The sequence below is a fragment of the Variovorax sp. dw_308 genome, from assembly GCF_019207085.1.
Classification (GTDB): Bacteria; Pseudomonadota; Gammaproteobacteria; order Burkholderiales; family Burkholderiaceae_C; genus Variovorax.
Genome location: NZ_JAATOM010000004.1, coordinates 501,147 through 523,050 on the forward strand (window position 1 = coordinate 501,147; position 21,904 = coordinate 523,050).

The window sequence follows — 21,904 nt, forward strand, 5'->3', positions numbered from 1 at the left end:
CGCTCCTCAGAACTTGGGGATGCGCAGCGTCTTGCTGATCATCAACGTGCCCGACAGCGCGAACAGCAAGGCGATCGGGTGCAGCACCCAGGGGCCGAGCGTCCATGCGCCGCCCCAGAGCGAGGCCCCGATATTGCCCTTCCACGCGGCATATGCCAACACGCCCACGAGCACCACGCTGGTGGGAATGGGCGTGCCTTCGAAGTACTTGACCTTGTCGGCGCCTTCGGAAAGTGCCTCGGCCGTGACGTTGTAGCGGGCCAGCCGGCTCACGCCGCAGCAGACGAAATAGATCAGCAGGGCGGCATCCCAGCCGCCGTTGGCGCCGGCGGCAAAGGCCAGCGCCGCGGGCATCACGCCGAAGGAGATCACGTCGGCCAGCGAGTCCAGTTCGCGGCCGAGCGCCGAATGCGTCTGGCGCCAGCGCGCGATGCGGCCGTCGAACACGTCGAAGATGAAGGCTGCGGGCGCCAGCGCCGCCGCCCACATGAACAGGGGGAGGTCCGCCCTGGCCGCGTAGGCCATGGCAAGGAACACGCCACCGACGCCGCACGCCGCGTTGCCGAGGGTGAAGGCGTCGGCCAGGTGAAAGCCTCGGATCATCGAGAAGTGCTTGCGGGGCCGGGTGGCGGGGCTGGGCAGGGGCATGAGGGACCTCCGGGGGAACAAGTGCACCTTAACGCAAGCGTGACGCCGTTGCGTCCTGCGCCTCGGCCAGCCGGGCGAAACGGCCGAGCAGTTGCGCGGCGGCAGGCGTCGCTCGGACGTCCTCGCGCAGTGCATCGGGGTCGACGCCTTCGGCGCGCAGGTCCTCGGCCAGCGCGTCGACGTAGCCGCGCATCGCGGCGGCGTCGAACTCGGGATGGAACTGCACGCCCCAGGCGCGCTCCCCGACGCGAAAGGCCTGGTGGGGCTCGAAGGCATTGCCCGCGAGGCGCACGGCGCCGGGCGGCAGCCGCAGCGCGCTCTGCCGATGCACCACGTTGGCCGGGAACTCGCGCGGCAGGCCTTGGAACAGCGGATCGTCGGTGGACGCGTCGGTGAGCGACACCGTCACGGTGCCGATCTCCAGGCCGCCGGGATGGTCGTCCGCCTCGCCGCCGAGCGAATGGGCCAGCAACTGGTGACCCCAGCAGATGCCGAGCACCGGCTTGCCCTGCCGTACCACGCTTGCGAGCCAGGCCGCGGTGGCCTCGCTCCAGTCCTCGCGGTGCGACACCATCGAATGCGAACCGGACAGCACCACGGCGGACAGTTGCGCGGGCGCCGGTAGCGTATCGCCGCGGCGCGGATCGAGCACCACCACCGGCAGGCAAGTGTCGCCGAGGCCCTCGGCAATCCAGTGCTCGAAGTCGCCGTGTTCGTTGCGCAGTTCGTCGAAGGTGTCGCCGGCCTTGACGATGACGAGCGGATGGGGGAGGGCGTCTTCGATGTTCATTCGGTGATGCTTGCTTCGTACTCGGCCGCGACCTTGTCCAGGTGCGACCAGAAGGGGCGTGGAATGCGACCGTGCAGCACGTCGAGCAGCACGCCCAGGTGCGCATGCCAGCCGGCCGCCACGTCGCGCGTTTCTGCCACGCCGCGGAGGCCGCTGTGCGTCAGATGCAGCGCGGTCTGCTTGTCGCCCTGGGCTGTCAGTTCGAACCTTGCTTCAGAGGCCGCAGGGCCATTGGCGTCGCTGCGCCAGGCCAGGACCAGCAGCTGCGGCTCCTCCATCTGCAGCACGCGAGATGCTTGCGACACGGGCGCGCGGAACTGCTTGAAGCGCTCGGGCGCCTGTTCGCCGCTGAGCGCCGTGTGGTCGAACAGCAGCTCGAAAGCATCGCCAGGCTGCGTGCCCATGGCGCCACCGGCCAGCCAATGCGCACGCAATTCAGGCTCGACGAGGTGGGCCCACGCACGGTGAATGCCCACGGGCAACAGCCGCTCGAAGCGCAGGGTGCCAGGCGCTGTGACATCGCCAAGGTCTTCCTTCATCACGGTGTGCTCCTTGTTCAAGACCGCTCGATGGCCGGACGCACGGCGCGTGCCACCTCGTCGACCAGTTCCCGGCGTTCGGTCGGGGCGAACCAGCGCGTGCCCAGGCCAGCCTCCCAATCCGCGTGGCCGCGCGCCGGCTCGGCGGCTTCGACGATGGCTTCGAGGCGGTGCCCGATGAAGGGTTCGCCCTGCGGGTCGGCCGATGCGGCGATGCGGCCCGTGGCTGCGTGGCCGCGTTGCTCCAGCGCATGGACCAAGGCGAGCAGCCAGGCCACGAGCACTTGCAGCACGCGGTCTTCCACGGTCAGCTCCTGCACGTCGTTCATCAGGTTGACCAGCTTGCGGCCCATCGGCCCGAAGCCCTGCGACAACGCCCCGCCAATCGTCGCGCCAAGGGCAGTGGCCGCCCCCAGCGACAGGCCGGCCAATGCCATGTCCGCCACCACGCCGACGGCAGCGCCGACCGCCGCGCCCTTGCCCAGGCGCAGGCCGGCGTCCTTCATCGCCTCGGCGCTGAAGAAGTCCATGCTCCAGCGGCCTTCGAGCTGCGGCAGCGGCGCCTCGTCGGCGTCGCCTTCGCGGAAGCCATAGAGCGCAAGCAGGTCGTCTGCGCAACGCTGTGCCTTGCTGGAGACGGTGGCTCGCAGGTCGGCGATGAGCTTCTGGCGCCGCGTCGGATCGTTGAATTCGCCGGATGGCACGGTGCGGCGCACGGCGGTCACGTCGACCACCAGTTCCGCGATGCGCGCGGCGGCGGCGTCGCGGCGTTCGCCGGCCTCGGCGGAAAGCGACGTGGCGACGCGGGCGAGTTGCTCGCGGCGGTCGCGCAGCAGCGTGCCCAGGTCCTCGTAGAGCGCGCGTTCGGCCCCCACGAACGGCGCGGCGGCGTCGAAGCGCACGACGGCATGCAGGCCGTAGGCGGAAAGCAGTTCGCGCCACGCGGGCTCGCGGCTGGCGTCGCTGCGCACGAAGTTCAACACCGGCAGCACCGGCCGCGCGCAGGAGTTGAGCAACTCGATCTCGGCACGGAACTTCGGCAGCACCGGTTCGCGCACATCGATCACCAGGAAGGCCGCGTCGACGTCGAGCATCGCGCGCAGCACCTTGGCCTCCTGCTCGAAGGCGCCATGCGCTTCCGGGCCTTGCAGGAAGGCGCGGATGCGCTCCGGCGGCGTCGGCGCGCGGGCGGTGAAGGCTTGAAGGTGCTCGCGCAGGCTGACCGCGTCCTCCAGGCCCGGCGTATCGAGGAAGGTCACGGCTGCGCGGCCAGCCACTTCCAGCGCGATCTTCTCGACATGGCGCGTGGTGCCGGGGCGCTCCGACACTTCGCCGAATCGAATGCGGCGCGTGAGCGTGCGCAGCAGCGAAGTCTTGCCGGCATTGGTGTGGCCGACGACGGCGATGCGGATGCTGGTGTCGTTCATGAGCTTCGCAGTGTCGCCGCAAGGTCGTCGCAGGCTTCGATGCGGTCCAGCCCCACGTCGCCGAGCCAGCGCCGCCAACGCCCGCGCGCGGCTTCGTCACCGGCCATCAGCCACAGGCGACATTCGCCGCAATGCGCGAGCAATTCGCGCAGCAGGCGCTCGGTGCCGCGGTCGGGGCTCGATGCGGCGTGGCAGGCCATCAGCAAGGTGCGCGGGCGCAGCCGGCCGATGGTGGCGAGCAGGGCGTGGCGCTGGCCGGCGCTGCCGTCGACATGCAGCACCGGCGCGACGGCGGGCGGCAGGCCGGCGGGCGGCCACGGCGCTTCTTCCGGCAGTTCGAAGCCGACCAGCACTTGCTTGTCGCTGGTCTCGCCGGCACCCAGGCCAGTCGGCGAATGTCCACGAACGAAGCCGGGGTCGCCGTCGACGATGCGGGCCGGCGCCATCGCCTCCAGGCGCGCGAGCAGCTTGACGTAGTAGGGCTGTGCGAGGTCCGGCCGCAGGCGGCGCTTGCGGCGCTGCCATACCAGCGCGCTGACGACGGCGAAGAACACGCGCGGCAGCAGGCCGTAGGTCACGATGCAGCCGGTAAGCCAGAGCGCCCAGTCGCGTTGCTCCGCCGCGCCGGCAATGGGGGCCAGCACGGTGCTCGCGTCCGGCACCGGGAAGCCCAGCAGGCCCGGCGCCCAGCCCAGCCACTTCACGCCATTCACGAAGAAACCGGGTTCGAGGATCGTGGTCTCCCAGTTCAGCGTGTAGCTGCGAAAGGCCAGCGCGAAGAGCAGCGCGGCCAGCACTACCGCGAAGGACAAGGCCCAGATGCAATGGCTCACGAAGCCGAAGGCCCAGGGCACCAGCCGCGCGCGCCCGAGCAACTGCGCGGCCGCGCGCAGGAGCATGGGCGTCTGGCCCCGCTTTCCGCCAGCGACGCGCGCGGTCAAGGCCATCCACAGCCATCCCAGCGAAGTGTTGAACGAGGTGAGCGGCAGCACCAGCCCGGCCAGCCACAGGAGGAGTGTCAGCAGGTGCACGCCCAGCAGGCTCGCGAGCGCAACCATGATGTTGATGCGGCGCTCGCTGCCGCCGACGACATTGCCCGCCAGCGACAGCCCGGCCAGCACGACCACCAGCACGATCCCCAAGCCGACCCAGGGCGCCCAATGCCGCGCACGTCGCAGTTCGGCTTGCAGACCAATGCGCTCGCCAAGCGCAGCGGCGCGACGGGCAATGCGGCCTGCGGGGGATGTTTGCGTAACGACCGCATCGCGAAGCGCGGCGGCGTCGTCGAGCGGCCCGGCCTGCTCGACGAGTTGCACCGCCTCGGTGACCACCGCATCCTTCAGCAGCCAATCGGTTTCGCGCAGCGCGGTGTTCAATAGCGTCCCTTGGGCATCAGAGCACTGAAATTATGCCCGGCGCTGCCCCATGGAAAAGGGCTGCCAAGGCAGCCCGTCGAGTGCCGCCTTTCGGAGACTCCGATCAAGTCCTCCACGGACCTGGTCAGAGTCCCGTCAGGCGGAATCTCTCTCGTCGAGTGTGGGCGCGTTCAGCGAAGGCCGAAGAACGAAAGCACCGCAACCACGACAACGACCAGCCCGACGATATAGATGATGGAATTCACGGAGGACTCCTCTGTTTAAGACCACTCAAGTTTTAGGCGCATTGCGCGCCAAAGCTGTCGGCGGGCGTGGTCGCGTGGTGTAGGAATCAGGCCGCTTCTTCTTGCGCTTCCTCGTCGAGCTCGCCCAGGAAGCCGCCGCTCTGGTGCGACCACAGCCGCGCATAGAGCCCGCCCTGCGCCAACAGCGTCCTGTGGTCGCCTTGCTCCACGATGCGGCCTTCGTCGAGCACGATGAGGCGGTCCATGGCCGCGATGGTCGAAAGCCGGTGCGCGATCGCGATCACGGTCTTGCCTTCCATCAACTGGTAGAGGCTGGCCTGGATCGCGGCCTCGACTTCGGAGTCCAGCGCGCTGGTGGCTTCGTCGAGCAGCAGGATCGGCGCGTCCTTCAGCATCACGCGCGCGATGGCGATGCGTTGCCGCTGGCCGCCGGAGAGCTTCACGCCGCGCTCGCCTACATGGGCGTCATAGGTGCGGCGGCCGCTGGCGTCGCTGAGGGTCTGGATGAAGTCGTGCGCCTCGGCACGCTCTGCTGCTGCACGGACCGCCGCGGCGCCGGCGTCGGGCCGGCCATAGGAGATGTTGTCGGCCACCGAGCGGTGCATCAGCGACGTGTCCTGCGTGACCATGCCGATGTGCGCGCGCAGCGAGTCCTGCGTGACATGGGCGATGTCCTGCCCGTCGATGAGGATGCGTCCGCCCTGCAGGTCATGGAAGCGCAGGAGCAGGTTGACCAGCGTGGACTTGCCCGCGCCCGAGCGGCCGACCAGGCCGATCTTCTCGCCCGGCGCGACGGTCAGGCTCATGTGATCGATCACGTTGCGGCCCTTTTCCGCCTCCGTGCCATAGCGGAACACCGCATGCTCGAAGCGGACTTCGCCGTGCGGCACGTCGAGTGCGACGGCATCGGGCGCGTCGAGCACGCTGCGCGGACGCGAGAGCGTCTTCATGCCATCCTGCACGGTGCCGATGTTCTCGAACAGGCTGGTCATCTCCCACATGATCCAGTGCGACATGCCCTGGAGGCGCAAGGCCATCGCGGTCGATGCGGCCACCGCGCCAATGCCCACCGAGCCCTGCGACCACAGCCACAGCCCGGTGCCCGCCATGCCGGCGGTCAGGCCCATGCTCAGCATGTGGTTGCTGATCTCGAAGGCGCTCACCAGCCGCATCTGGCCATAGCCGGTCTGCATGAAGTCCTGCATCGCGGAGCGTGCGAAGCCGGCCTCCCGGTGCGTGTGCGAGAACAGCTTGACGGTGGCGATGTTGGTGTAGGCGTCGGTCACGCGGCCGGTCATCATCGCGCGCGCATCGGCCTGGGCCTTGCCGATCTGGCCGAGCCGCGGCACGAAGAACCAGAGTTGCACGATGTACAGCAGCAGCCACGCGATGAAGGGCAGCATCAGTTGCCGGTCGAGCACCGCCGCCAGCACGATCAGGGTGGCGACGTAGACCGCCATGGCCACCAGCACGTCGGCCAGCACGAAGATGGTGTCGCGCACGGCCAGCGCGGTCTGCATGACCTTGGCCGTGATGCGGCCGGCAAACTCGTCCTGGTAGAAGGCCATGCTCTGGCCCAGCATGAGCCGGTGGAAGTTCCAGCGCAGGCGCATCGGCAGGTTCACCGCCAGGGTCTGGTGCTTGACGATGGTCTGCAGCGCCACCACGCCGATGCTCGCGACGAGCGCGAAGGCCAGCCACATCAGCGTGCCGCCGCGCTCCTGCCACAGCCGCGCCGGGTCCTGCCCGCCCAGCCAGTCGACGATGCGGCCGAGCATGGCGAACAGCAATGCCTCGAAGGACGACATGACTGCGGTGAGCAAGGCCATCGCCAGGATCTTGCTGCGCACGCCATCCGTGCAGGCCCAGACGAAGGCGAAGAAGCCCGAGGGCGGCAGCGTGGGCTCGGTGGGCGGGTAGGGGTGGAGGAGTTTTTCGAAAAGGCGGAACAAGGGGAGTCGGCTCCTGGCGCAACACGGTCTTCGTGCGTGGAGGTGATTTTGAGCCAAGCGGGGAACCGAGGCTTTGGCAGGGCGATGGCGCACGTTCCGCCCGCGCTGGTGCGCCAGCGGATCAAGCGGCTGCTGCCGAGGGCGGGCGCCGATCGGCCGTAGGGTGGCGCTAAATACTATGGCGCGTTGTGCTGACGCGCTTCACCGACGACTCGCACATGCGCAAGATGCGCCGCAGCACTTGAACGCAGCCCGTTGATGCCGGTCTCGTCGTACCGCGCGACCGTCTCGTTGCCGCTTGAGTCTTCCAGCAGCAGAAAGCCGGTCTCGCGAAGCGTTTCCTCGAGCGTCGCGGGATCGAAGCCCGACAGGAATGCCTCGCCGGCCGACGAGACCGAAGCCTGGAGCTGTCGAAACGCCTCGCTGCGCGCATGCCCAGGCGTGAAGACCGCGCTGTCCACGTAGCTGAAGACGAGTTCACTGCCGGGCGCCGCGCACGAGGCGATGGCGCGCAAGGTTGCGAGATTGGCCTCGCGCGTGAGGTACATCGTGACGCCCAGCCATGAGAAGAAGCTGGGCCGGCCGGGTTGGAACGATGACCTGGCGAGCGCCGCGTCGAGGCCTTCGCTGGCCAGGTCCGCGGCGATGAAGTGCAGGTTGTCCGGCACATGCACGCCGCACTCGTCCAGGCGCCGCCGTTTCATCCCTTGCGTCGCGGGATGGTCGATTTCGAAGATTGTCATGGCTTCGGCATACGGTGGTTGGCGAAGCGCAAAGCTGTCGAAGCCCGCACCGACCATCACGTACTGGTCGATGCCGCGCTGCGCAGCCGCTGCCAGCGCGTCTTCCGCATAGCGCGTCCGGAGGATGACGTCCGCGTAGGCCGCATTGGCGCGCAAGGCGGCGTCCAGCACCGAGTCGGGCGCCTGCAGCGCCTTCGTGCGTGCTTCGGGTTCCATGCGCGCGAGCACGGTCTGCAGGGCGGCGGCGCGGACGGCGTCCGGCACGAGGCGATCGCCCCAGGGGTCGTCGATCAAGGGCCGGGGTGCCGTGCGCGAATGCACCGCGCGCATCATGGAGGTGGCAAGCGCGGTGCGGCTGGGGTCTGCGGGATTCAATGGACTTTCCTCTGGCGTCGAGCGGGACGCGCAGTGTCGAACTGGCTCGAAGTTTTGTACAGCGCAGGGGTTGAAGCCGATCACTGCACTCGATGAAATCCTTGCATCCCAATTGCTGGACGGCCTTGCGACGGGCTTGCGGTCAAGGGTGGCAGGGCGCTGCTGGCCTGATCCGGCACATCACGACAAGCGCTGCGCCAGGAAATCGATGAAGCTGCGCAGCTTCGGCGCCATGTATTGCCGACTGGTGTACACCGCGAACAGCGTCACCGCGGGCGCGCTGTAGTCGGGCACGAGGCGCGTGAGCAGCCCCTGCGCCAGGTCGTCGTCGACGAGCCATTCGGGCAGGAAGGCCATGCCCATGCCGGCACGCACCGCGTGCAGGCTGAGCGTGGTGTCGTCGGAGCGCAGCACCGGCGCCAGCCGCAGCGGCGCCTGCCGGCCGCCCGCGGCCTTGAGCGAAAGCCCTTCGATGTTGACGTAGCTCGGCACGATGGCGCCGAGCCGCGCCAGGTCGGCGGGAACGGCGGGCGTGCCGACGCGTTTCACGAGCGCCGTCGCGGCCACCAGGTGGAACTGCACCTTGCACAGCGGCCGCGCGATCAATGCCGGCGAAGGCTCGTGGGTGGCGCGCAGCGCCAGGTCATGGCCGTCCGCGGCCAGGTCGACCTTGCGGTTCTCCAGGTGCATGTCGACCAGCACCTCGGGGCAGCGCTCGCGGTAGTCGGCCAGCAGGCGGGCGAAGCGTGGGGTGGCGCACCAGACGGGCGCGCTGACCTTGAGCTGCCCGCGCGGCACCTCGTCGCGCTGGCCGATGGAGGCTTGCGCCGCATCCAGCAAGTCCAGCGCCTGGCTGCTCTGCGCGTACCAGGCGCTGCCGGCCTCCGTCAGGCTCAGGTGCCGGCTCGAGCGGTTCAGCAGGCGCGCGCCGAGCGACTTCTCCAACTGCGCAACATGCTTGCTGGCCATGGGCGCGGAGATGGCGAGGCGCGCCGCCGCGGCGGCAAAGCTGCCGGCGTCGACGACCTCGCGGAAGACGCGCAGGCTGGTCAGGCGGTCCATGGATGGTTTCCTGTGGAGAAATGAATCATTGAATCAGTAGCTCTCGAATTCTGCAGGGGAAATCACTACATTCGATGCAACGGAGATCCCCATCATGAACACGACCCACACGACTACGCGCCTGCCGACCTATTTCATCTCGCACGGTGGTGGCCCCTGGCCCTGGATGAAGAAGGAGATGGGCAATGTCTACGCCCGGCTGGAGGCGTCGCTCGCCGACATGCCGCGCCAGATCGGCCGCAAGCCGCGCGCCATCCTGATGGTGTCGGCGCATTGGGAGGAGCCTGCCTTCACGGTGCAGGCGAGCGCCAAGCCGCCGATGATCTATGACTACGGCGGCTTCCCGGCGCACACCTACCAGGTCCACTACGACGCGCCCGGTGCGCCGGACGTTGCATTGCGCGTGAAGCAACTGATCGAGGCCGCGGGCCTGCCGGCCGCCATCGATGCCGAGCGCGGCTTCGACCACGGCGCCTTTTCACCGATGGCCGCGATCTATCCGGAGGCGGAGGTGCCGATGGTGCAGTTGTCGCTGCGGCGCGGGCTCGATCCGGCGGAGCACGTCGCGCTGGGCCGCGCGCTGGCGCCACTGCGCGACGAGGACGTGCTCATCATCGGCAGCGGCCTGAGTTATCACAACCTGCGCAACTTCGGCCCGCAGGCGCATGGGGTGTCGAAGGCCTTCGACGACTGGCTCGATGAAACGGTGGTGCAGGGCGCAACCACGGATCGTGCACGGCAACTGGGCCAGTGGGCAGCGGCGCCGTCGGCCCGTGCGGCGCATCCGCGCGAGGAGCACCTGCTTCCGCTGATGGTTGCCGTCGGCGCGGCCGAGTCGGAGGCGGGCGTCCGCGTCTATCACGAGGACGACTTCATGGGTGGGCTGGTGGTGTCGAGTTACCGCTTCGGCGCGGCCGCAAACGCCTGATACGACTTTGCGATCGAACGCATCACCGCCCGTCCTCGTCCCGCGCTCGCAGCCCCGCGCGTGATTGCCGCCCCCAGCTCCGATTCCCGGTCAGGAAAACCCACCACCCCATCGCCGCCCCCGTGTGCCGCAGGATCTGGAAGCTGAAGGGCTCGACCAGCGCGGCCATGACGGCCTGGAACAGCCCGGCCTCGCCGTGCTTGCCGATCCAGCGCCGATAGAGAAACACCGACCACAGGTGAAAGGCCAGGTCGAGCAAGATCTTCGCGCCGATCACGCCGGCCACCGGCGCCAGCACGCCGAGATCCCCGCGCACCAGGTACACCAGCAGCAGGAAGAACGCGGCCAGGCCATACAGCGGTTGCAGCGTGTCGATCGCCTTCACCGGCAGCATCAGGGTGCCGAGCCAGCCGTAGCGCCGGTCGCCGACCATCGCGCGGTACAGGTACTGCGTCTGCAGGAAGCCGCCGAACCAGCGCCGACGCTGGCGCAGGAACGCCGCCACGCTGCTCGGCGCGTCGGTGTGCGCCTGCGCATCACCGAGCACGCGCACGCGCCAGGGCAAGCCGTGCGCCTGCGCATAGCGGTGCAGGCGGTGGATAAGTTCGTAGTCTTCCACCAGGCATTCGGGGTCGAAGCCGCCGACCGCGCGCACCGCGTCGAGACGGAAGCCGGCAAAGGCGCCGGAGACCAGCAACAGGCCGTTGAGCCGCATCCATGCATAGCGCGAGAGGAAGTTGCGGATGTATTCGTAGGTCTGGAACCACTGGAAGCAGCGCCCGCCCAGGCTGCGGCTGCAGACCGGCGTGATGACGCCGGTGGCCGCGACCAGCGACGGTTCCTCGGAGAAGGCACGGCGCACCGCGGCGATGGCCTTGTCGTCGAGCAGCGTGTCGCCGTCGACGGTGAGCACGGTGTCGGTGCGGATGCAGAGCATGGCCGCGTTCAGCGCGCGCGCCTTGCCGCCGTGGGGCAGCCGCAGCCACTGCAGCGATGGATACAAGGCGCTGGCCGGGCTGATCTCGCCCAGCGCGGGGGCGATGAGGCCGTAGCGCGTCTGCAGCAGTTCGGCGGTGCCGTCGGTCGAGCCGTCGTCGGCAATCACGATCTGGTCGGGCGCATCGGTCTGGGCGAGCAGGGCGCCCAGCGTCACCGGCAGCACGGCGGCCTCGTTGTGCGAGGCGACGATGACGCCGACGGTGCAGGGTGGCGCGGGCATCGCCAGCCGGGTCTTCGCGCGAAGGATGGGCAAGGTGGCCCACGCGGTGAACAGCAGGAGCGCCGTGTCATAGGCCACGTAGGCCATGCCGACGGACCAGCTCCAGACGCCACCGGCCATGAAGGCCATGCTGAACAGCCCGATCCACAACAGCAGCACGCCGCCGTGGATGAGCACGCTGCGCCCGGGCGTGGGAGGTGGCGCCAGCCTGGGGGAGGCCGCGGCAAAGGCGTGCTGGAGGGAGTCTTTCAAATGGGGATCCAGTGGATTCGGGAGGTACGCAGGCCGCGGCCCGGACAATGCTGACAGACTCCGCCCAAGCCAGAAAATTCCGCATGCCTTCCATTCCCGACAAATACACGAAACCCGCCATCGTCCTGCATTGGGTGATCGCCGCGTTGATGGTGGTGAACGTCATCCTGGGCCTGTCGGCCGAAAGCCTGCGCGACGAGTGGATTCGACCGGTCGTCGACACGCACAAGTCGATCGGCATCACGGTGCTGGGCCTGGCCATCCTGCGGCTGCTCTGGCGCGCCACGCACAAGCCGCCGCCGATGCCCGGCAGCTACGGCCGGCTCGAGCGCCTGGGCGCGCATGCGGCGCATGGCGTGCTGTACCTGCTGATGTTCATGCTGCCGCTGTCGGGCTGGATGCACGATTCGGCCTGGAAGGATGCGGCCACGCATCCGATGCAGTACTTCGGCCTCTTCGAATGGCCGCGCATCGGCTGGATCATGGCCGTCGAACCGGAGACCAAAGAGCAGCTGCACGACCTGTTCGGCGCGGCCCACATGTGGATCGGCAACGTGCTCTACGTGATGTTCGCGCTGCATGTGCTGGGCGCGCTGAAGCATCAATTCCTCGACCGCGAAAAAGAACTCCAACGCATGTTGCCATGATGAACTTCGCACCCGATTCCGACTCCGGCGCGCGCGCCGCCATCGAGCGTATCGATGCGCTCTCCACGCACCACGACCCGGTGCACGAAGGCGTGCGCGTGCGCTGGCGGCGATTTGGCAGCGACGCCGGCAAGGCGCCACTGGTGCTGCTGCATGGCGGCCATGGCAGCTGGATGCATTGGCTGCGCAATGTGGAGGCGCTGTCGGCGGCGCGGGCCGTGTGGGTGCCGGACATGCCGGGCTTTGCAGAGTCCGGCACGCCCCCGGCGCCCGCGCCCGGCGAGGCCGCGATCGATCCGTTGCTGAAGGCCTTGGGTGGCACGCTCGATGCGCTCATCGGCGCCCGCACGCCGATCTGCCTCGGCGGCTTCTCGTTCGGTGGCCTGACGGCGGCCAAGTTCGCGGTGAAGCGCGGTGCGGTCGAGCGCCTGTTCCTGATCGGCAGCGGCGGCCATGCCACGTTGCGGCGGTTGAGCATCGAGATGATCAACTGGAAGAAGTCCGTGAATCGCGAGGCGGAGCGCGCCGCCCTTCAACACAACCTTGGCGCGCTGATGCTGCACGACAAGGCCTTCGACCCGCTGGCCTTCGAGATCCACGACATCTCCTGCCACGGCACGCGCTTTCGCAGCAAGGACGTATCGCTCTCAGGCGGCTTGCAGGCGGCGCTCGATGCGCTCGCGTGCCCGCAGTTGCTGGTGTGGGGCGAGTTCGACGTGACGGCCGATCCGCGGCCCGTGGTGGCAGCGTTGGTGGCAGGCCACCCGAACCGCGAGGGCGTGGTGATCGACGGCGCCGGCCACTGGACGCAGTACGAGCGGGCCGCAGAGATCAATGCGTTGTTGCTGCGTTGGCTCTGAATACGGGTACCGAACGCAGAAGGAACACAAAACTACGCAAAGGTCGTAAAGAGGAATTCAAAGAGGATTTCTGGATTTTCTTTCGCGACCTTTGCGACTTCTGCGTTCGGTTCCCGTTCCCTTCCCGCATCCTTCAACGCGCCTATCGCGCCTTCTTCGCCTTCTCGTACTTCTGCCAGTACAGGAACGGTTCCTCGTGCACTTCGATGTCGATCTCGCTGATGCGGGCCTGCAGGCGCTCCTGCACTTCCGCGACGGCTTGGTTGTAGATGAGGGGCCCGACCTCCTCGAGGAAGAAGCCCAGCAGCGCGCCGGCCGCGATGTTGCCGATGCGCTCCTCCATGTGTTCGTTGAAGTAGCGTTCGATGGAGGCGACAGCCTGCTGGCGCGCCTCGCGCGGGATCTCGATGGTCATGGCCTGACGAACTTGAGGACGAACTCGTCCTTGGGTTGCAAGGGCTCGGGCGTGTTCTTGTCGCGCGGGTCGTTCGGGTTTCGCAGGAACTGTCCTTCGGCCACCAGCCTGAAGCCGGCGCTTTCCACTTCGCTGCGCAGGAACGATTCCTCGACCCGGTGCAGCGTGCCAGATTCGGAGATGCCGGTGCCCGGGCGGCCTGCGTGGTCCGCGATCACGAACACCCCGCCCGGCTTCAAGGCGCGAAAGATGGCGCGGTTCATCTGCGCACGGTCCACGCCCATGAAGCCCAGGTCGTGGTAGTTGAACATCAGCGTGACCAGGTCGAGTCCGCCGTTAGCGACCGCGGACGGCACCGGGTCCTCGAAGCGTTGCGGCACGGCCATGATGGGCGCGGCGAGGGCGTTGGCATCCTTCAGCCTGGCATTGCGTTCGGCCAGCGCGACGGCGGAAGGGCGCGGTCCGGCCGGCGCGCCCGCAACGGGTGGCGGGTTTGGCGCTGGCGCCGCGCCGCCCGACATGCCCTCCGGGGCGGCGGGTGCCGGGGCGACGCGGTTGGGGTCGCGCTGTGGCATCTGGCCGTAGACCACGCCCGTCGGCCCGATCGCGCGTGCCAGCAACTCGGTGGTGTAGCCGCCGGCCGCGCTCACATCCAGCGCCACCATGCCCGGACGGACGCCGATGAAGGCGAGCATCTGGTCGGGCTTGCGGCGCAGATCGTTGATGCGATCGGGGCCGGTGCGGTCGGGGCTCGAGAGGATGGCGGCGATCCGGTCCTGCGATATCGCAGGCGGCTTGGTCGCACAGGCGTCCAGCAGGCAGACGACCGCTGCGAGCAGGAGGAAAAAGGCCCCTTGGAGAGTTCTTTGCGCGTACATCGGTTGACCTGCCATCCTGTCGAGGTGCGCAGAGTTTAGTCAGCCGCGCCCTTCATGGCGACTGTTCCGTACATTCGAGGATCAGAACGTCGCGTTGGGAAACATCGCCGGGCGTTGCATCGACGGCCGACCTCCGCAACACTCGGTGGCTTTCCCCAAAGGACCATGCCATGACGATTGCACGCACCCGTACCGTGTCGGCCGCCGCGCTGCCCATCGTGCTGCTGGCAAGCGCGCAGGCGTTCGCCGCATCGCCCAGCTTCAGCTGTGCCAAGCCCGGTGGCGCCGTGGAAGAAGCCATCTGCAAGGACGATGCGCTGGCGGCGCTGGACCGCGAGAACGCACGTGTCTACGGCCACGTGCGCGGCACATCCGGCCTGAGCTACGTGAAGAAGAACGCGCTCATCGCGACGCAGCGGGGCTGGATCAAGGGGCGAAACGACTGCTGGAAGTCGGAGGATGCGAAGGCCTGCATCCGCGATCAGTATGTGATGCGCATCGCGGAATTGCGCGCTGGCTATGCGGCGGCGCGCACGAAAGGCGGCGTCAGCGTCGGCCCCGTGGCTATTAAGTGCCCGGGCACGGTCGCCATGAACGCGACCTTCGTCAACGTCGACCCGCCGCTGGCCTACCTCGCCGGCGGCGACAACAGCCTCGTGATGACGATCGCCCAGTCAGGCTCGGGTGCGAGGTACACAGGCAAGTACCCGCAGGGAGAAGCCACGTTCTGGCAGAAGGGGCCCGAGGCCATCGTGCAGCTGCCGGGCGGCAAGGAAATGACTTGCAGTGTCGGGAAGCTGGACTGACGCGACGCCGCGCACCCACTGCGCCTCTACCTCGTCAACCCGGCAGGTACTTCGCCAGTTCCCGCTCGATCACCTTCGGGTCGTCCTTCATCCCTGCGTTGATCCAGGCGGCGAAGTCGCCGACGTAGACCTCCTCGTCGCCGTTCTCCAGCCCCGCGAGCACGGCCCTGGCGACTTCGGCAGGAGAGGACATCGGTCCCTGGAAGTCCTTGCTCATCTCGGTATCGACCGCGCCCGGCATCACGGCAACGACCAGCGTGCCCTTGGCCGCCAGTTCGGCGCGCACGCCTTCGGTCATGCGCAGGCCGGCGGCCTTGGCGGCGCACAGCGAGCCCATGCCCGGGATCGTGACCTTCGCGAGGATCGACATCATGTTGACGATGGCGCCGCTGCCGTCGAGCTGCGGCGCGAAGGCGCGGCACATGGCCAGCGTGCCCAGGTAGTTGGTCGTGACCTCGGCCTGCGCGTCGTCGAGCGAGCCGGCCGAGAGAAAGCCCTGGTGGCGGTTGATGCCGGCGTTGTTGACCAACAGGTTGACGTCGGTGCAGCGCGCCTTCACGGCGTCGATCTGTTCGGCGCGCGTGATGTCGAGGGTCAGCAGTTCGAGCCGGCCCGGATGCGCCTTGGCCAGCGCATCGAGCGATGCGGTGTTGCGCGCGGTGGCATAGACCTTCTTCGCGCCCGCGGACAGCAACTGCTGGACCAGTTCGAGGCCAATGCCGCGGTTGGCGCCGGTGACGAGGGCGATGGCGTTCTGGATCTTCATGGTGGAGGTCTCTTTCTTCAGTGAAACGGGATGCTTCGGCGACAACCAGTCGTCGTCAATTTCAGGCAGGGGAATGGCGTCGAGCAGTGCCTGCGTGTACGGATGCTGCGGATGGGCGAAGACGGATTCGGTAGGGCCGTGCTCGAGGATGCGGCCTTCGCGCATCACGACCACGCGGTCGCAGAGCACGCGCACCACCGACAGGTCATGGGTCACGAAGATCATGCCCATGCCCAGGCGCGCGCGCAACTCGCGCAGCAGCAGGAGGATGCGCGCCTGCGTCGACACGTCGAGGCCCGAGACGATCTCGTCGGCGACGATCAGGTCGGGCTCCAGCGCGATGGCGCGCGCGATGCCGACGCGCTGGCGCTGGCCGCCCGACAGCTCATGCGGATAGCGGCGGGCAAATTCGGCGGGCAGGCTGACCTGTTCCAGCAGGGCCGCGGCCTTGTGCTCGAGCGCGGCCCGGGTCGGCGACGGGCCGAGCGCGCCATAGCTCAGCAAGGGTTGCACCACGATCTCGCCGATGCGGCGCCGGGGATTCAATGCCGAGAGCGGGTCCTGGAAGATCATCTGCATGCGGGCGCGCAAGGGCCGCAATTCGACCTCGCCCATGTGCGTGACCTCGCGGCCGGCGAAGACGATCTCGCCTTGCTGCGGCTCGTAGAGGCGCAGCACCGTGCGCGCGAGTGTGGTCTTGCCCGAGCCCGATTCGCCCACCAGCGCGACGCACTCGCCACGCGCAACCGTCAGGTCGATCTCGTGCAGGATCGGTCGCAGCGGCGGCTTGCCGAACAGCGGGCGCATCGCCATGTCGGCCAGCGCCAGCGAGAGACCGCGCACGTCCAGCAGCGCCTCAGCCATGCGGGTCCGCTTTCATGCGGGCGTGGAATGCGAGGTCGTAGCTCCGGGCCCTTGCCCAGAGGGCATCGGTGACGCCCGGGTCGATCGGCCGCAGCGCTTCCGCCGGGCGGTCGTACCGTGGCGTCGCAGCGAAGAGGGCGCGCGTGTAGTCGGTGCGCGGCGACTCGATGATGGCGCGCACGGTGCCGTGCTCGACGATCCTGCCCGAATGGATGACGCTCACGGTATCGCACAGCTTGGCAACCAGCCCGAGGTTGTGGGTGATGAACAGCACGGCTGCCCCCTCGTCGCGTTGCAGGTCGCGCAGCAGGCGCAGCACCTGGCGCTGCACGGTGACGTCGAGCGCGGTGGTCGGCTCGTCGGCAATGATGAGCTTCGGCTTGCAGGCGAAGGCCATTGCGATCAGTACGCGCTGGCGCATGCCGCCGGACAACTCGTGCGGGTACTGGCGCACCACGGTGGCGGGCGAGCGCACTTGGACCGAGTCGAGCAGGTCCACGGCGCGCGCCGTGGCCTGCCTCGCGTCGAGCTTCAGGTGCAGGCGCAGCACGTCGCCGAGTTGTGCGCCGATCGTGTGGCCGGGGTTCAGTGCGGTCAGCGGATCCTGCGGGATCAGCGCGATGTCGCGGCCGAGGTACTCGCGCCGGGCCGATGGCCGCATGCCTAGCCAGTCCAGCCCCAGGAAGCGGATGCTGCCCGCAACGACCCGCATTTCCGGTGGCGTGATGCCGAGCACCGTGCGTCCGACCATGCTCTTGCCCGCACCGGATTCGCCCACGAGCGCATGCACTTCGCCGGCGCCGATGTCCAGGTCGATGCCGCGCAGGATCAGGCGTTCGGCGCGACCTCTCGCTGCACGCAGCGCAAGGTGAAGGTTGTCGATCTGCAGGACGCTCATCTCAGCGCTTCGCCACCAGCGGATCGAGCGATTCGCGCAGGCCGTCGCCCAAGGCATTGCAGGCCAGCACCGTGAGCGCGATGGCGCCGATGGGCAGGCCCAGCAGCCACGGCGTCTGGTTGACATAGAGGCGGCCTTCCTGCACCAGGCCACCCCATGTCGGCATGTCGCTCGACACCGAGAGACCCACGAAGGAGAGGATGGCTTCCACCACAACCGCCACGCCCATCTCCAGCGTGAACAGCGTGAGTAGCAGCGGTACGACGTTGGGCAGCACCTCGCGCCACAGGATGGTGCTGCGCGATTGGCCGATGGTGCGCGCCGAGGTGACGTAGTCGAGGCTGGCCTGCACCTGCGTCTCGGCACGCACGACGCGGCAGAAGCGGGTCCAGTCGATCACGGCGATGGCGAGCACCACCGACCCGAGTCCGGTGCCGACGACGGCCACCAGCACGATCGACAGCAGCACCGCCGGGAAGGACATCCAGACGTCGACCATGCGCGAAATGCCGGCGTCGACGAGGCCGCCGTGAAAGCCGGCCCACAGCCCCAGTGCCGTGCCGATCAGCGCTGCAAACGTCGCGCCCGCGAAGGCCACGATCATCGCGGGCCGCGCGCCGTAGATGAGGCGCGAGAGGATGTCGCGTCCCAGGCTGTCGGTGCCGAAGATGTGCGTCGAGTCGCCGTCCGCGCTCCATGCCGGCGGCAGGCTCGCGGCCAGCAGGTCCTGGTCCAGCGGATCGTGCGGCGCGATCCACCTGGCCAACACGGCGCAGCACAGCACCAGCCCGATCACCACGAGGCCGAACCACACGCGCTTCTGCAAATGAACCTTCATCGGCGCAGCTTCGGATTCAGGCGGATGTTGATCAGGTCGACCGCGAGATTCACCACGATGAACAGCACCGCGAAGGTCAGGACGATGCCCTGGATCAGCGGCAGGTCGCGGTTGATGACGGCGTCGATGGCCATGTTGCCCAGTCCCGGCAGGCCGAACAGCTTTTCGATCAGCACCGTGCCGCCGATCAGGAAAGTGAACTGCACGCCTGTGAGCGTCAAGGCCGGCCCGAGCGCGTTGCGCAAGGCCTCGCGCCACAGCACCTGCCACGGACTGAAGCCCTTGACGCGGGCGATGAGGATGTAGTCCTGCGCCAGCACCTCCAGCAGCGAGGCCTTGAGCACGCGCGAGATCATCGCGGCCAGCGGCAAGGCCAGCGACAGTGCCGGCCACAGCATGTGATAGAGGGCCGAGCCAAAGACATCGAAGCGCCCGCGCAGGAGGCTTTCGAACAGCACAAAGCCGGTCGCCGAATCGAAGCGCAGGTCCGCATCGAGCAAGCCGAACACCGGCAGCACCGGCAGCAGCACGCCCAGGAACAGGATGCCGGCCAGGCCCCAGAGGAAGTCGGGGATCGCCGTCACAAAACCGGTCCACACGTCGACGCCGCGTTCGATGATGGTGCCGCGCCAGGTGATCGCCGCCAACGCCGCCGCCCCACCGATCAGCACCGCGAGCAGCAGCGCGAGCATCGACAGCTCCAGCGTCAGCGGAAGGTGCTCGCGCACCAGGTCCAGCACGTCGCGCTTCAAGGTGATCGACTGGCCGAAGTGCCCGACAGAAGCCTGCCCCAGGTAGATGAAGAACTGCGCCGGCAGGCTCTTGTCGAAGCCGTACAGGGCGCGCAGTGCCCGGATGTCGTCCGGCGAGGCGCCCGGCCCGATCATCATCGCGATCGGGTCGCCGGGCGCCACGCGCAGCAGCACGAACACCACCACCAGCACGCCCAGCAAGGTAGGCAGCGCCCATAGCAGGCGCCTCATTCCGCCGCCGCTCCAGCCCGATAGCTTGTCGCGCCGCCTTGAACCGGCGACGGAATCAATGGCATGAAATCACGCCTTCGACGCCTTGGTCACCGATTGCGCCAGCAGGTACCCGGCCAGGTGCGGCTTCACTGCGACCGACTTCTTGAACAGGATGGTCTGCACCTGCTGGTAGAGCGGAAGCACCAGCGCGTTCTCCGCGATGAACTTGTCGACCTTTTTCCAGCCGGCGATGCGCTTGGACTCGTCCTTCTCGCCCCACAGCGGGCCGATCATCGCGTCCACATCCTTCGACTTCCAGCCGGAGTGCGGGCTCGGGCCGAACATCGCGAAGCCGGTCGAGTCGTTGGGGTCGCCGATGGCGTCGCCCCAGTTGTAGAAGGCCATCGGCGCGAGCTTGTGGCTCAGGCGCAGCTCGAAGTGCTTGGCAATCTCGTAGACCTCGATCTCGGCCTCGATGCCGACCTTGCGCCACATGCCGACGATGGCTTGCACCGTTTCGTAGTCCTTGGGCAGGTAGCCGCGCGTGGTCTGGATCTTGAACTTGACCGGCTTGGCCGGGCTGTAGCCCGACTTGGCCAGCAACTGCTTTGCGAGTTCCGGGTCGTACTTGACCTTGGTGCTCGGGTCGAATGCGGCGTACTGCGGCGCCTGCAGGGTGTCGATGGCGACGCCGTAGCCGCGCAGCAACTGCTTGACGATGGCCTGCTTGTCGACTGCGTGCACGGCGGCCATGCGCACGTTGGCATCGGTCATCGGCTCGACGTCGGTGATGAACAGCATCGCGATGTCGGTGATCGGCGAACTCACGCCGCTGAGGTGGGGCAGCTTCCGGAGCCGGTCGAATTCCTCGAAGGGCACGCCCAGCGTCACGTCGGACTTGCCGCTCTCGATCTCGGCCACGCGCGCGCTCGGGTCGGTCACGAACTTGATCGTCACGCCCCTGAACGCGGGCTTCGGGCCCCAGTACTTGTCGAAGGCCTTGAGCTTGACATACGAGCCTTGCACGAACTCGTCGATCATGTAAGGGCCCGAGCCGATCGGCTGCTTTTCGAAGCCGGCCGCGCCCACCTTCTCGTAGTGCGCCTGCGGGATCATGAAGCCGGTGAGGAAGGCCATCCACTTGAAGTAGTCGGCCACGTACTGCTTCACGTCGGCGGTGATCTTGTTGCCGGAGACCTGGAAGTTGTCGACGCTCGACCAGATGATCCCGGCCACCGGGTTGCCGGCCTTCGGGTCGCCGGCGCGCTTGAGGTTCCACACCACGTCGGCGGCGGTGACGGGCGTGCCGTCGTGCCACAGCGCGCCCTGGCGCAGCTCGATCTCGATCTTCGTCTTGTTGGCGTTCCAGCCCCACTTGCTGATGAGGCCGGGCTTGAAGGACAGGTCGGCTGCCTGGTCGATGTACTGGTCGAACACGGCCTTCCAGATGCCCTGGATCGATGGGTTCACTGCCGAGGGGCCGGTGGTCGGGTCCCAGCTGGGCAGGCCGACGTTGTAGGCGATGGTGAGCGTGTCGGCCTGCTGCGCATGGGCCGAGGACAGGAGGATGCCGGTGAGCGGGCTGGCGCCGAGGGCAGCCCCGGCTCCGGCCTGGATGAAGCGGCGGCGATCGAATTCGGACATGGAAGCACCTCGGTGGTTGTGGAGACGGGCGGTTAAGAAAAGATGCCGGTGTCGGCGGGAAGAGGGCGCTTCGCGGCGTCTGCTTACTTGTCTGGTGCCTTGGGCGACCAGAGTACCGTGCGAGCCGTTGCCTCGTAGGCCATGCCGCGCGGATAGCTGATCAGCTCCAGCTGCAGACCCCAAGGCGCGAGGAAGTAGTTGATGACCTGGCCGGCGGCCGGCCCCTCGGTCACCGGCAACGGACCAGCCAACACACGCACGCCTTGCGCCTTGAGGTACGCGACGGCGGTGTCGATGTCGTCGACGTAGAACGCCAGGTGGTGGCCGCCGATGTCGCTGTTCTTCGGAATGTCGTTGCGCTGGTCCGGCGCGCTGTACTGGAACAGCTCGATGTTCGATCCCATGCCGCAGCGCAGCAGCGCGATCTGCTGGATTACCGCGCGCGGATGCACGTTGAGCGTGTCGGCCATGAAGCTGCCGCTGTCGTCGCGGAACGGACCGAAGGTGGTGATCAGCTCGCAGCCGACCACGTCGACGAAGAAGCGGATGGCAGCCTCGAGGTCGGGCACCGTGATGCCAGTGTGGTCATGCCCGCGCAGGCTCGGGATGCCACGCGATGCGGCGGGTGCGCCGGAAGCGCCACCCTTTTCCAATGCCGCCTGCAGGCGATGTGCTTTGCGTTTCATCTCGTTGTCTTCCGTTTTGAGCCGACTGACAATTCGGCAAGCAGCTTCCGCGCCAGCAAACTGCTTTACACCTAAACTATA

Annotated in this window: 21 protein-coding genes; 4 read left to right on the forward strand and 17 right to left on the reverse strand. The window is 67.8% G+C overall.

The genetic code is table 11. The features are described 5' to 3' along the window. Nucleotides 1–6: 6 nt before the first annotated feature. The 8 genes from HCU76_RS11660 to HCU76_RS11695 all read right to left on the reverse strand — a co-directional run bounded on the left by HCU76_RS11660 (nucleotide 7) and on the right by HCU76_RS11695 (nucleotide 9,157). Nucleotides 7–648, reverse strand: a complete 642-nt coding sequence (locus HCU76_RS11660; protein ID WP_256354124.1) for a phosphatidylcholine/phosphatidylserine synthase — start codon at nucleotides 646–648, stop codon at nucleotides 7–9. A gap of 28 nt (nucleotides 649–676) precedes the next feature. Then, nucleotides 677–1,438: a glutamine amidotransferase gene (locus HCU76_RS11665; RefSeq protein ID WP_218509345.1), complete on the reverse strand. Its 762-nt coding sequence runs from the start codon at nucleotides 1,436–1,438 to the stop codon at nucleotides 677–679. After that, nucleotides 1,435–1,977, reverse strand: a complete 543-nt coding sequence (locus tag HCU76_RS11670; RefSeq protein ID WP_218509401.1) for an SRPBCC domain-containing protein — start codon at nucleotides 1,975–1,977, stop codon at nucleotides 1,435–1,437. The genes HCU76_RS11665 and HCU76_RS11670 overlap by 4 nt, the downstream gene beginning before the upstream one ends. 17 nt (nucleotides 1,978–1,994) lie before the next feature. After that, nucleotides 1,995–3,404: a GTPase/DUF3482 domain-containing protein gene (locus HCU76_RS11675; protein WP_218509346.1), complete on the reverse strand. Its 1,410-nt coding sequence runs from the start codon at nucleotides 3,402–3,404 to the stop codon at nucleotides 1,995–1,997. Next, nucleotides 3,401–4,780 carry a DUF2868 domain-containing protein gene (locus tag HCU76_RS11680; RefSeq protein WP_218509347.1) on the reverse strand — a complete coding sequence of 460 codons (1,380 nt, stop codon included), beginning with the start codon at nucleotides 4,778–4,780 and terminating at the stop codon, nucleotides 3,401–3,403. Before HCU76_RS11680 ends, HCU76_RS11675 begins: the two co-directional genes overlap by 4 nt. Before the next feature lie 331 nt (nucleotides 4,781–5,111). After that, nucleotides 5,112–6,977 (reverse strand): ABC transporter ATP-binding protein, encoded by a 1,866-nt coding sequence (locus tag HCU76_RS11685; protein WP_218509348.1) that lies wholly within the window; start codon nucleotides 6,975–6,977, stop codon nucleotides 5,112–5,114. A 176-nt stretch (nucleotides 6,978–7,153) separates the two neighbouring features. Then, nucleotides 7,154–8,095, reverse strand: a complete 942-nt coding sequence (locus HCU76_RS11690; RefSeq protein ID WP_218509349.1) for an SAM-dependent methyltransferase — start codon at nucleotides 8,093–8,095, stop codon at nucleotides 7,154–7,156. A 180-nt stretch (nucleotides 8,096–8,275) separates the two neighbouring features. Continuing rightward, nucleotides 8,276–9,157, reverse strand: coding sequence for a LysR family transcriptional regulator (locus HCU76_RS11695; protein ID WP_218509350.1), 882 nt, complete (start codon nucleotides 9,155–9,157; stop codon nucleotides 8,276–8,278). 94 nt (nucleotides 9,158–9,251) lie between these two features. On the opposite strand from HCU76_RS11695, the gene HCU76_RS11700 reads away from it, so the two are divergent. Beyond that, a complete protein-coding gene (locus HCU76_RS11700; protein WP_218509351.1) occupies nucleotides 9,252–10,085 on the forward strand; it encodes a class III extradiol ring-cleavage dioxygenase in 834 nt (277 codons plus the stop codon). Nucleotides 10,086–10,107: 22 nt separating this feature from the next. On the opposite strand, the gene HCU76_RS11705 is transcribed toward HCU76_RS11700, so the two are convergent. Continuing rightward, nucleotides 10,108–11,556: a glycosyltransferase gene (locus tag HCU76_RS11705; protein WP_218509352.1), complete on the reverse strand. Its 1,449-nt coding sequence runs from the start codon at nucleotides 11,554–11,556 to the stop codon at nucleotides 10,108–10,110. 83 nt (nucleotides 11,557–11,639) lie between these two features. On the opposite strand from HCU76_RS11705, the gene HCU76_RS11710 reads away from it, so the two are divergent. Together HCU76_RS11710 and HCU76_RS11715 are read left to right on the forward strand one after the other, a co-directional pair. Continuing rightward, the gene (locus tag HCU76_RS11710) at nucleotides 11,640–12,203 is read left to right on the forward strand and encodes a cytochrome b (protein ID WP_218509353.1); all 564 of its coding nucleotides are present in this window, start codon (nucleotides 11,640–11,642) and stop codon (nucleotides 12,201–12,203) included. Beyond that, a complete protein-coding gene (locus tag HCU76_RS11715; protein ID WP_256354125.1) occupies nucleotides 12,200–13,063 on the forward strand; it encodes an alpha/beta fold hydrolase in 864 nt (287 codons plus the stop codon). The genes HCU76_RS11710 and HCU76_RS11715 overlap by 4 nt, the downstream gene beginning before the upstream one ends. A gap of 142 nt (nucleotides 13,064–13,205) precedes the next feature. Here HCU76_RS11715 and HCU76_RS11720 read toward each other — a convergent pair whose 3' ends face one another. Next, entirely contained in the window at nucleotides 13,206–13,478 is a 273-nt protein-coding gene (locus HCU76_RS11720; RefSeq protein WP_213953757.1) for a DUF2164 domain-containing protein, read from the reverse strand. Next, entirely contained in the window at nucleotides 13,475–14,356 is an 882-nt protein-coding gene (locus HCU76_RS11725; RefSeq protein ID WP_213953758.1) for a class I SAM-dependent methyltransferase, read from the reverse strand. The genes HCU76_RS11720 and HCU76_RS11725 overlap by 4 nt, the downstream gene beginning before the upstream one ends. A gap of 170 nt (nucleotides 14,357–14,526) precedes the next feature. Here HCU76_RS11725 and HCU76_RS11730 point away from each other — a divergent pair, with 170 nt between their 5' ends. Further along, nucleotides 14,527–15,162, forward strand: coding sequence for an MliC family protein (locus HCU76_RS11730; RefSeq protein ID WP_218509354.1), 636 nt, complete (start codon nucleotides 14,527–14,529; stop codon nucleotides 15,160–15,162). Nucleotides 15,163–15,196: 34 nt separating this feature from the next. Here the strand turns inward: HCU76_RS11730 and HCU76_RS11735 are convergent, their stop codons facing one another. The 6 genes from HCU76_RS11735 to HCU76_RS11760 form a co-directional block, all read right to left on the reverse strand. After that, complete coding sequence (locus HCU76_RS11735) at nucleotides 15,197–16,792, reverse strand: SDR family NAD(P)-dependent oxidoreductase (RefSeq protein ID WP_218509355.1); 1,596 nt, start codon at nucleotides 16,790–16,792, stop codon at nucleotides 15,197–15,199. Continuing rightward, nucleotides 16,785–17,690, reverse strand: a complete 906-nt coding sequence (locus tag HCU76_RS11740) for an ABC transporter ATP-binding protein (RefSeq protein ID WP_218509356.1) — start codon at nucleotides 17,688–17,690, stop codon at nucleotides 16,785–16,787. Before HCU76_RS11740 ends, HCU76_RS11735 begins: the two co-directional genes overlap by 8 nt. A gap of 1 nt (nucleotide 17,691) precedes the next feature. After that, entirely contained in the window at nucleotides 17,692–18,528 is an 837-nt protein-coding gene (locus HCU76_RS11745) for an ABC transporter permease (protein ID WP_218509357.1), read from the reverse strand. After that, nucleotides 18,525–19,511 (reverse strand): ABC transporter permease, encoded by a 987-nt coding sequence (locus HCU76_RS11750; RefSeq protein ID WP_218509358.1) that lies wholly within the window; start codon nucleotides 19,509–19,511, stop codon nucleotides 18,525–18,527. Before HCU76_RS11750 ends, HCU76_RS11745 begins: the two co-directional genes overlap by 4 nt. 69 nt (nucleotides 19,512–19,580) lie before the next feature. Next, nucleotides 19,581–21,137: an ABC transporter substrate-binding protein gene (locus HCU76_RS11755; RefSeq protein ID WP_218509359.1), complete on the reverse strand. Its 1,557-nt coding sequence runs from the start codon at nucleotides 21,135–21,137 to the stop codon at nucleotides 19,581–19,583. A gap of 83 nt (nucleotides 21,138–21,220) precedes the next feature. Then, nucleotides 21,221–21,823: a VOC family protein gene (locus tag HCU76_RS11760; protein ID WP_218509360.1), complete on the reverse strand. Its 603-nt coding sequence runs from the start codon at nucleotides 21,821–21,823 to the stop codon at nucleotides 21,221–21,223. Nucleotides 21,824–21,904: the final 81 nt, after the last annotated feature.

Bases quoted from the DNA above. Each gene is read 5' to 3' on its own strand.
- HCU76_RS11660 (WP_256354124.1), bottom strand. From the start codon at position 648: ATGCCCCTGCCCAGCCCCGCCACCCGGCCCCGCAAGCACTTCTCGATG.
- HCU76_RS11665 (WP_218509345.1), bottom strand. From the start codon at position 1,438: ATGAACATCGAAGACGCCCTCCCCCATCCGCTCGTCATCGTCAAGGCC.
- HCU76_RS11670 (WP_218509401.1), bottom strand. From the start codon at position 1,977: ATGAAGGAAGACCTTGGCGATGTCACAGCGCCTGGCACCCTGCGCTTC.
- HCU76_RS11675 (WP_218509346.1), bottom strand. From the start codon at position 3,404: ATGAACGACACCAGCATCCGCATCGCCGTCGTCGGCCACACCAATGCC.
- HCU76_RS11695 (WP_218509350.1), bottom strand. From the start codon at position 9,157: ATGGACCGCCTGACCAGCCTGCGCGTCTTCCGCGAGGTCGTCGACGCC.
- HCU76_RS11700 (WP_218509351.1), top strand. From the start codon at position 9,252: ATGAACACGACCCACACGACTACGCGCCTGCCGACCTATTTCATCTCG.
- HCU76_RS11710 (WP_218509353.1), top strand. From the start codon at position 11,640: ATGCCTTCCATTCCCGACAAATACACGAAACCCGCCATCGTCCTGCAT.
- HCU76_RS11715 (WP_256354125.1), top strand. From the start codon at position 12,200: ATGATGAACTTCGCACCCGATTCCGACTCCGGCGCGCGCGCCGCCATC.
- HCU76_RS11720 (WP_213953757.1), bottom strand. From the start codon at position 13,478: ATGACCATCGAGATCCCGCGCGAGGCGCGCCAGCAGGCTGTCGCCTCC.
- HCU76_RS11725 (WP_213953758.1), bottom strand. From the start codon at position 14,356: ATGTACGCGCAAAGAACTCTCCAAGGGGCCTTTTTCCTCCTGCTCGCA.
- HCU76_RS11730 (WP_218509354.1), top strand. From the start codon at position 14,527: ATGACGATTGCACGCACCCGTACCGTGTCGGCCGCCGCGCTGCCCATC.
- HCU76_RS11735 (WP_218509355.1), bottom strand. From the start codon at position 16,792: ATGGCTGAGGCGCTGCTGGACGTGCGCGGTCTCTCGCTGGCGCTGGCC.
- HCU76_RS11740 (WP_218509356.1), bottom strand. From the start codon at position 17,690: ATGAGCGTCCTGCAGATCGACAACCTTCACCTTGCGCTGCGTGCAGCG.
- HCU76_RS11745 (WP_218509357.1), bottom strand. From the start codon at position 18,528: ATGAAGGTTCATTTGCAGAAGCGCGTGTGGTTCGGCCTCGTGGTGATC.
- HCU76_RS11750 (WP_218509358.1), bottom strand. From the start codon at position 19,511: ATGAGGCGCCTGCTATGGGCGCTGCCTACCTTGCTGGGCGTGCTGGTG.
- HCU76_RS11755 (WP_218509359.1), bottom strand. From the start codon at position 21,137: ATGTCCGAATTCGATCGCCGCCGCTTCATCCAGGCCGGAGCCGGGGCT.
- HCU76_RS11760 (WP_218509360.1), bottom strand. From the start codon at position 21,823: ATGAAACGCAAAGCACATCGCCTGCAGGCGGCATTGGAAAAGGGTGGC.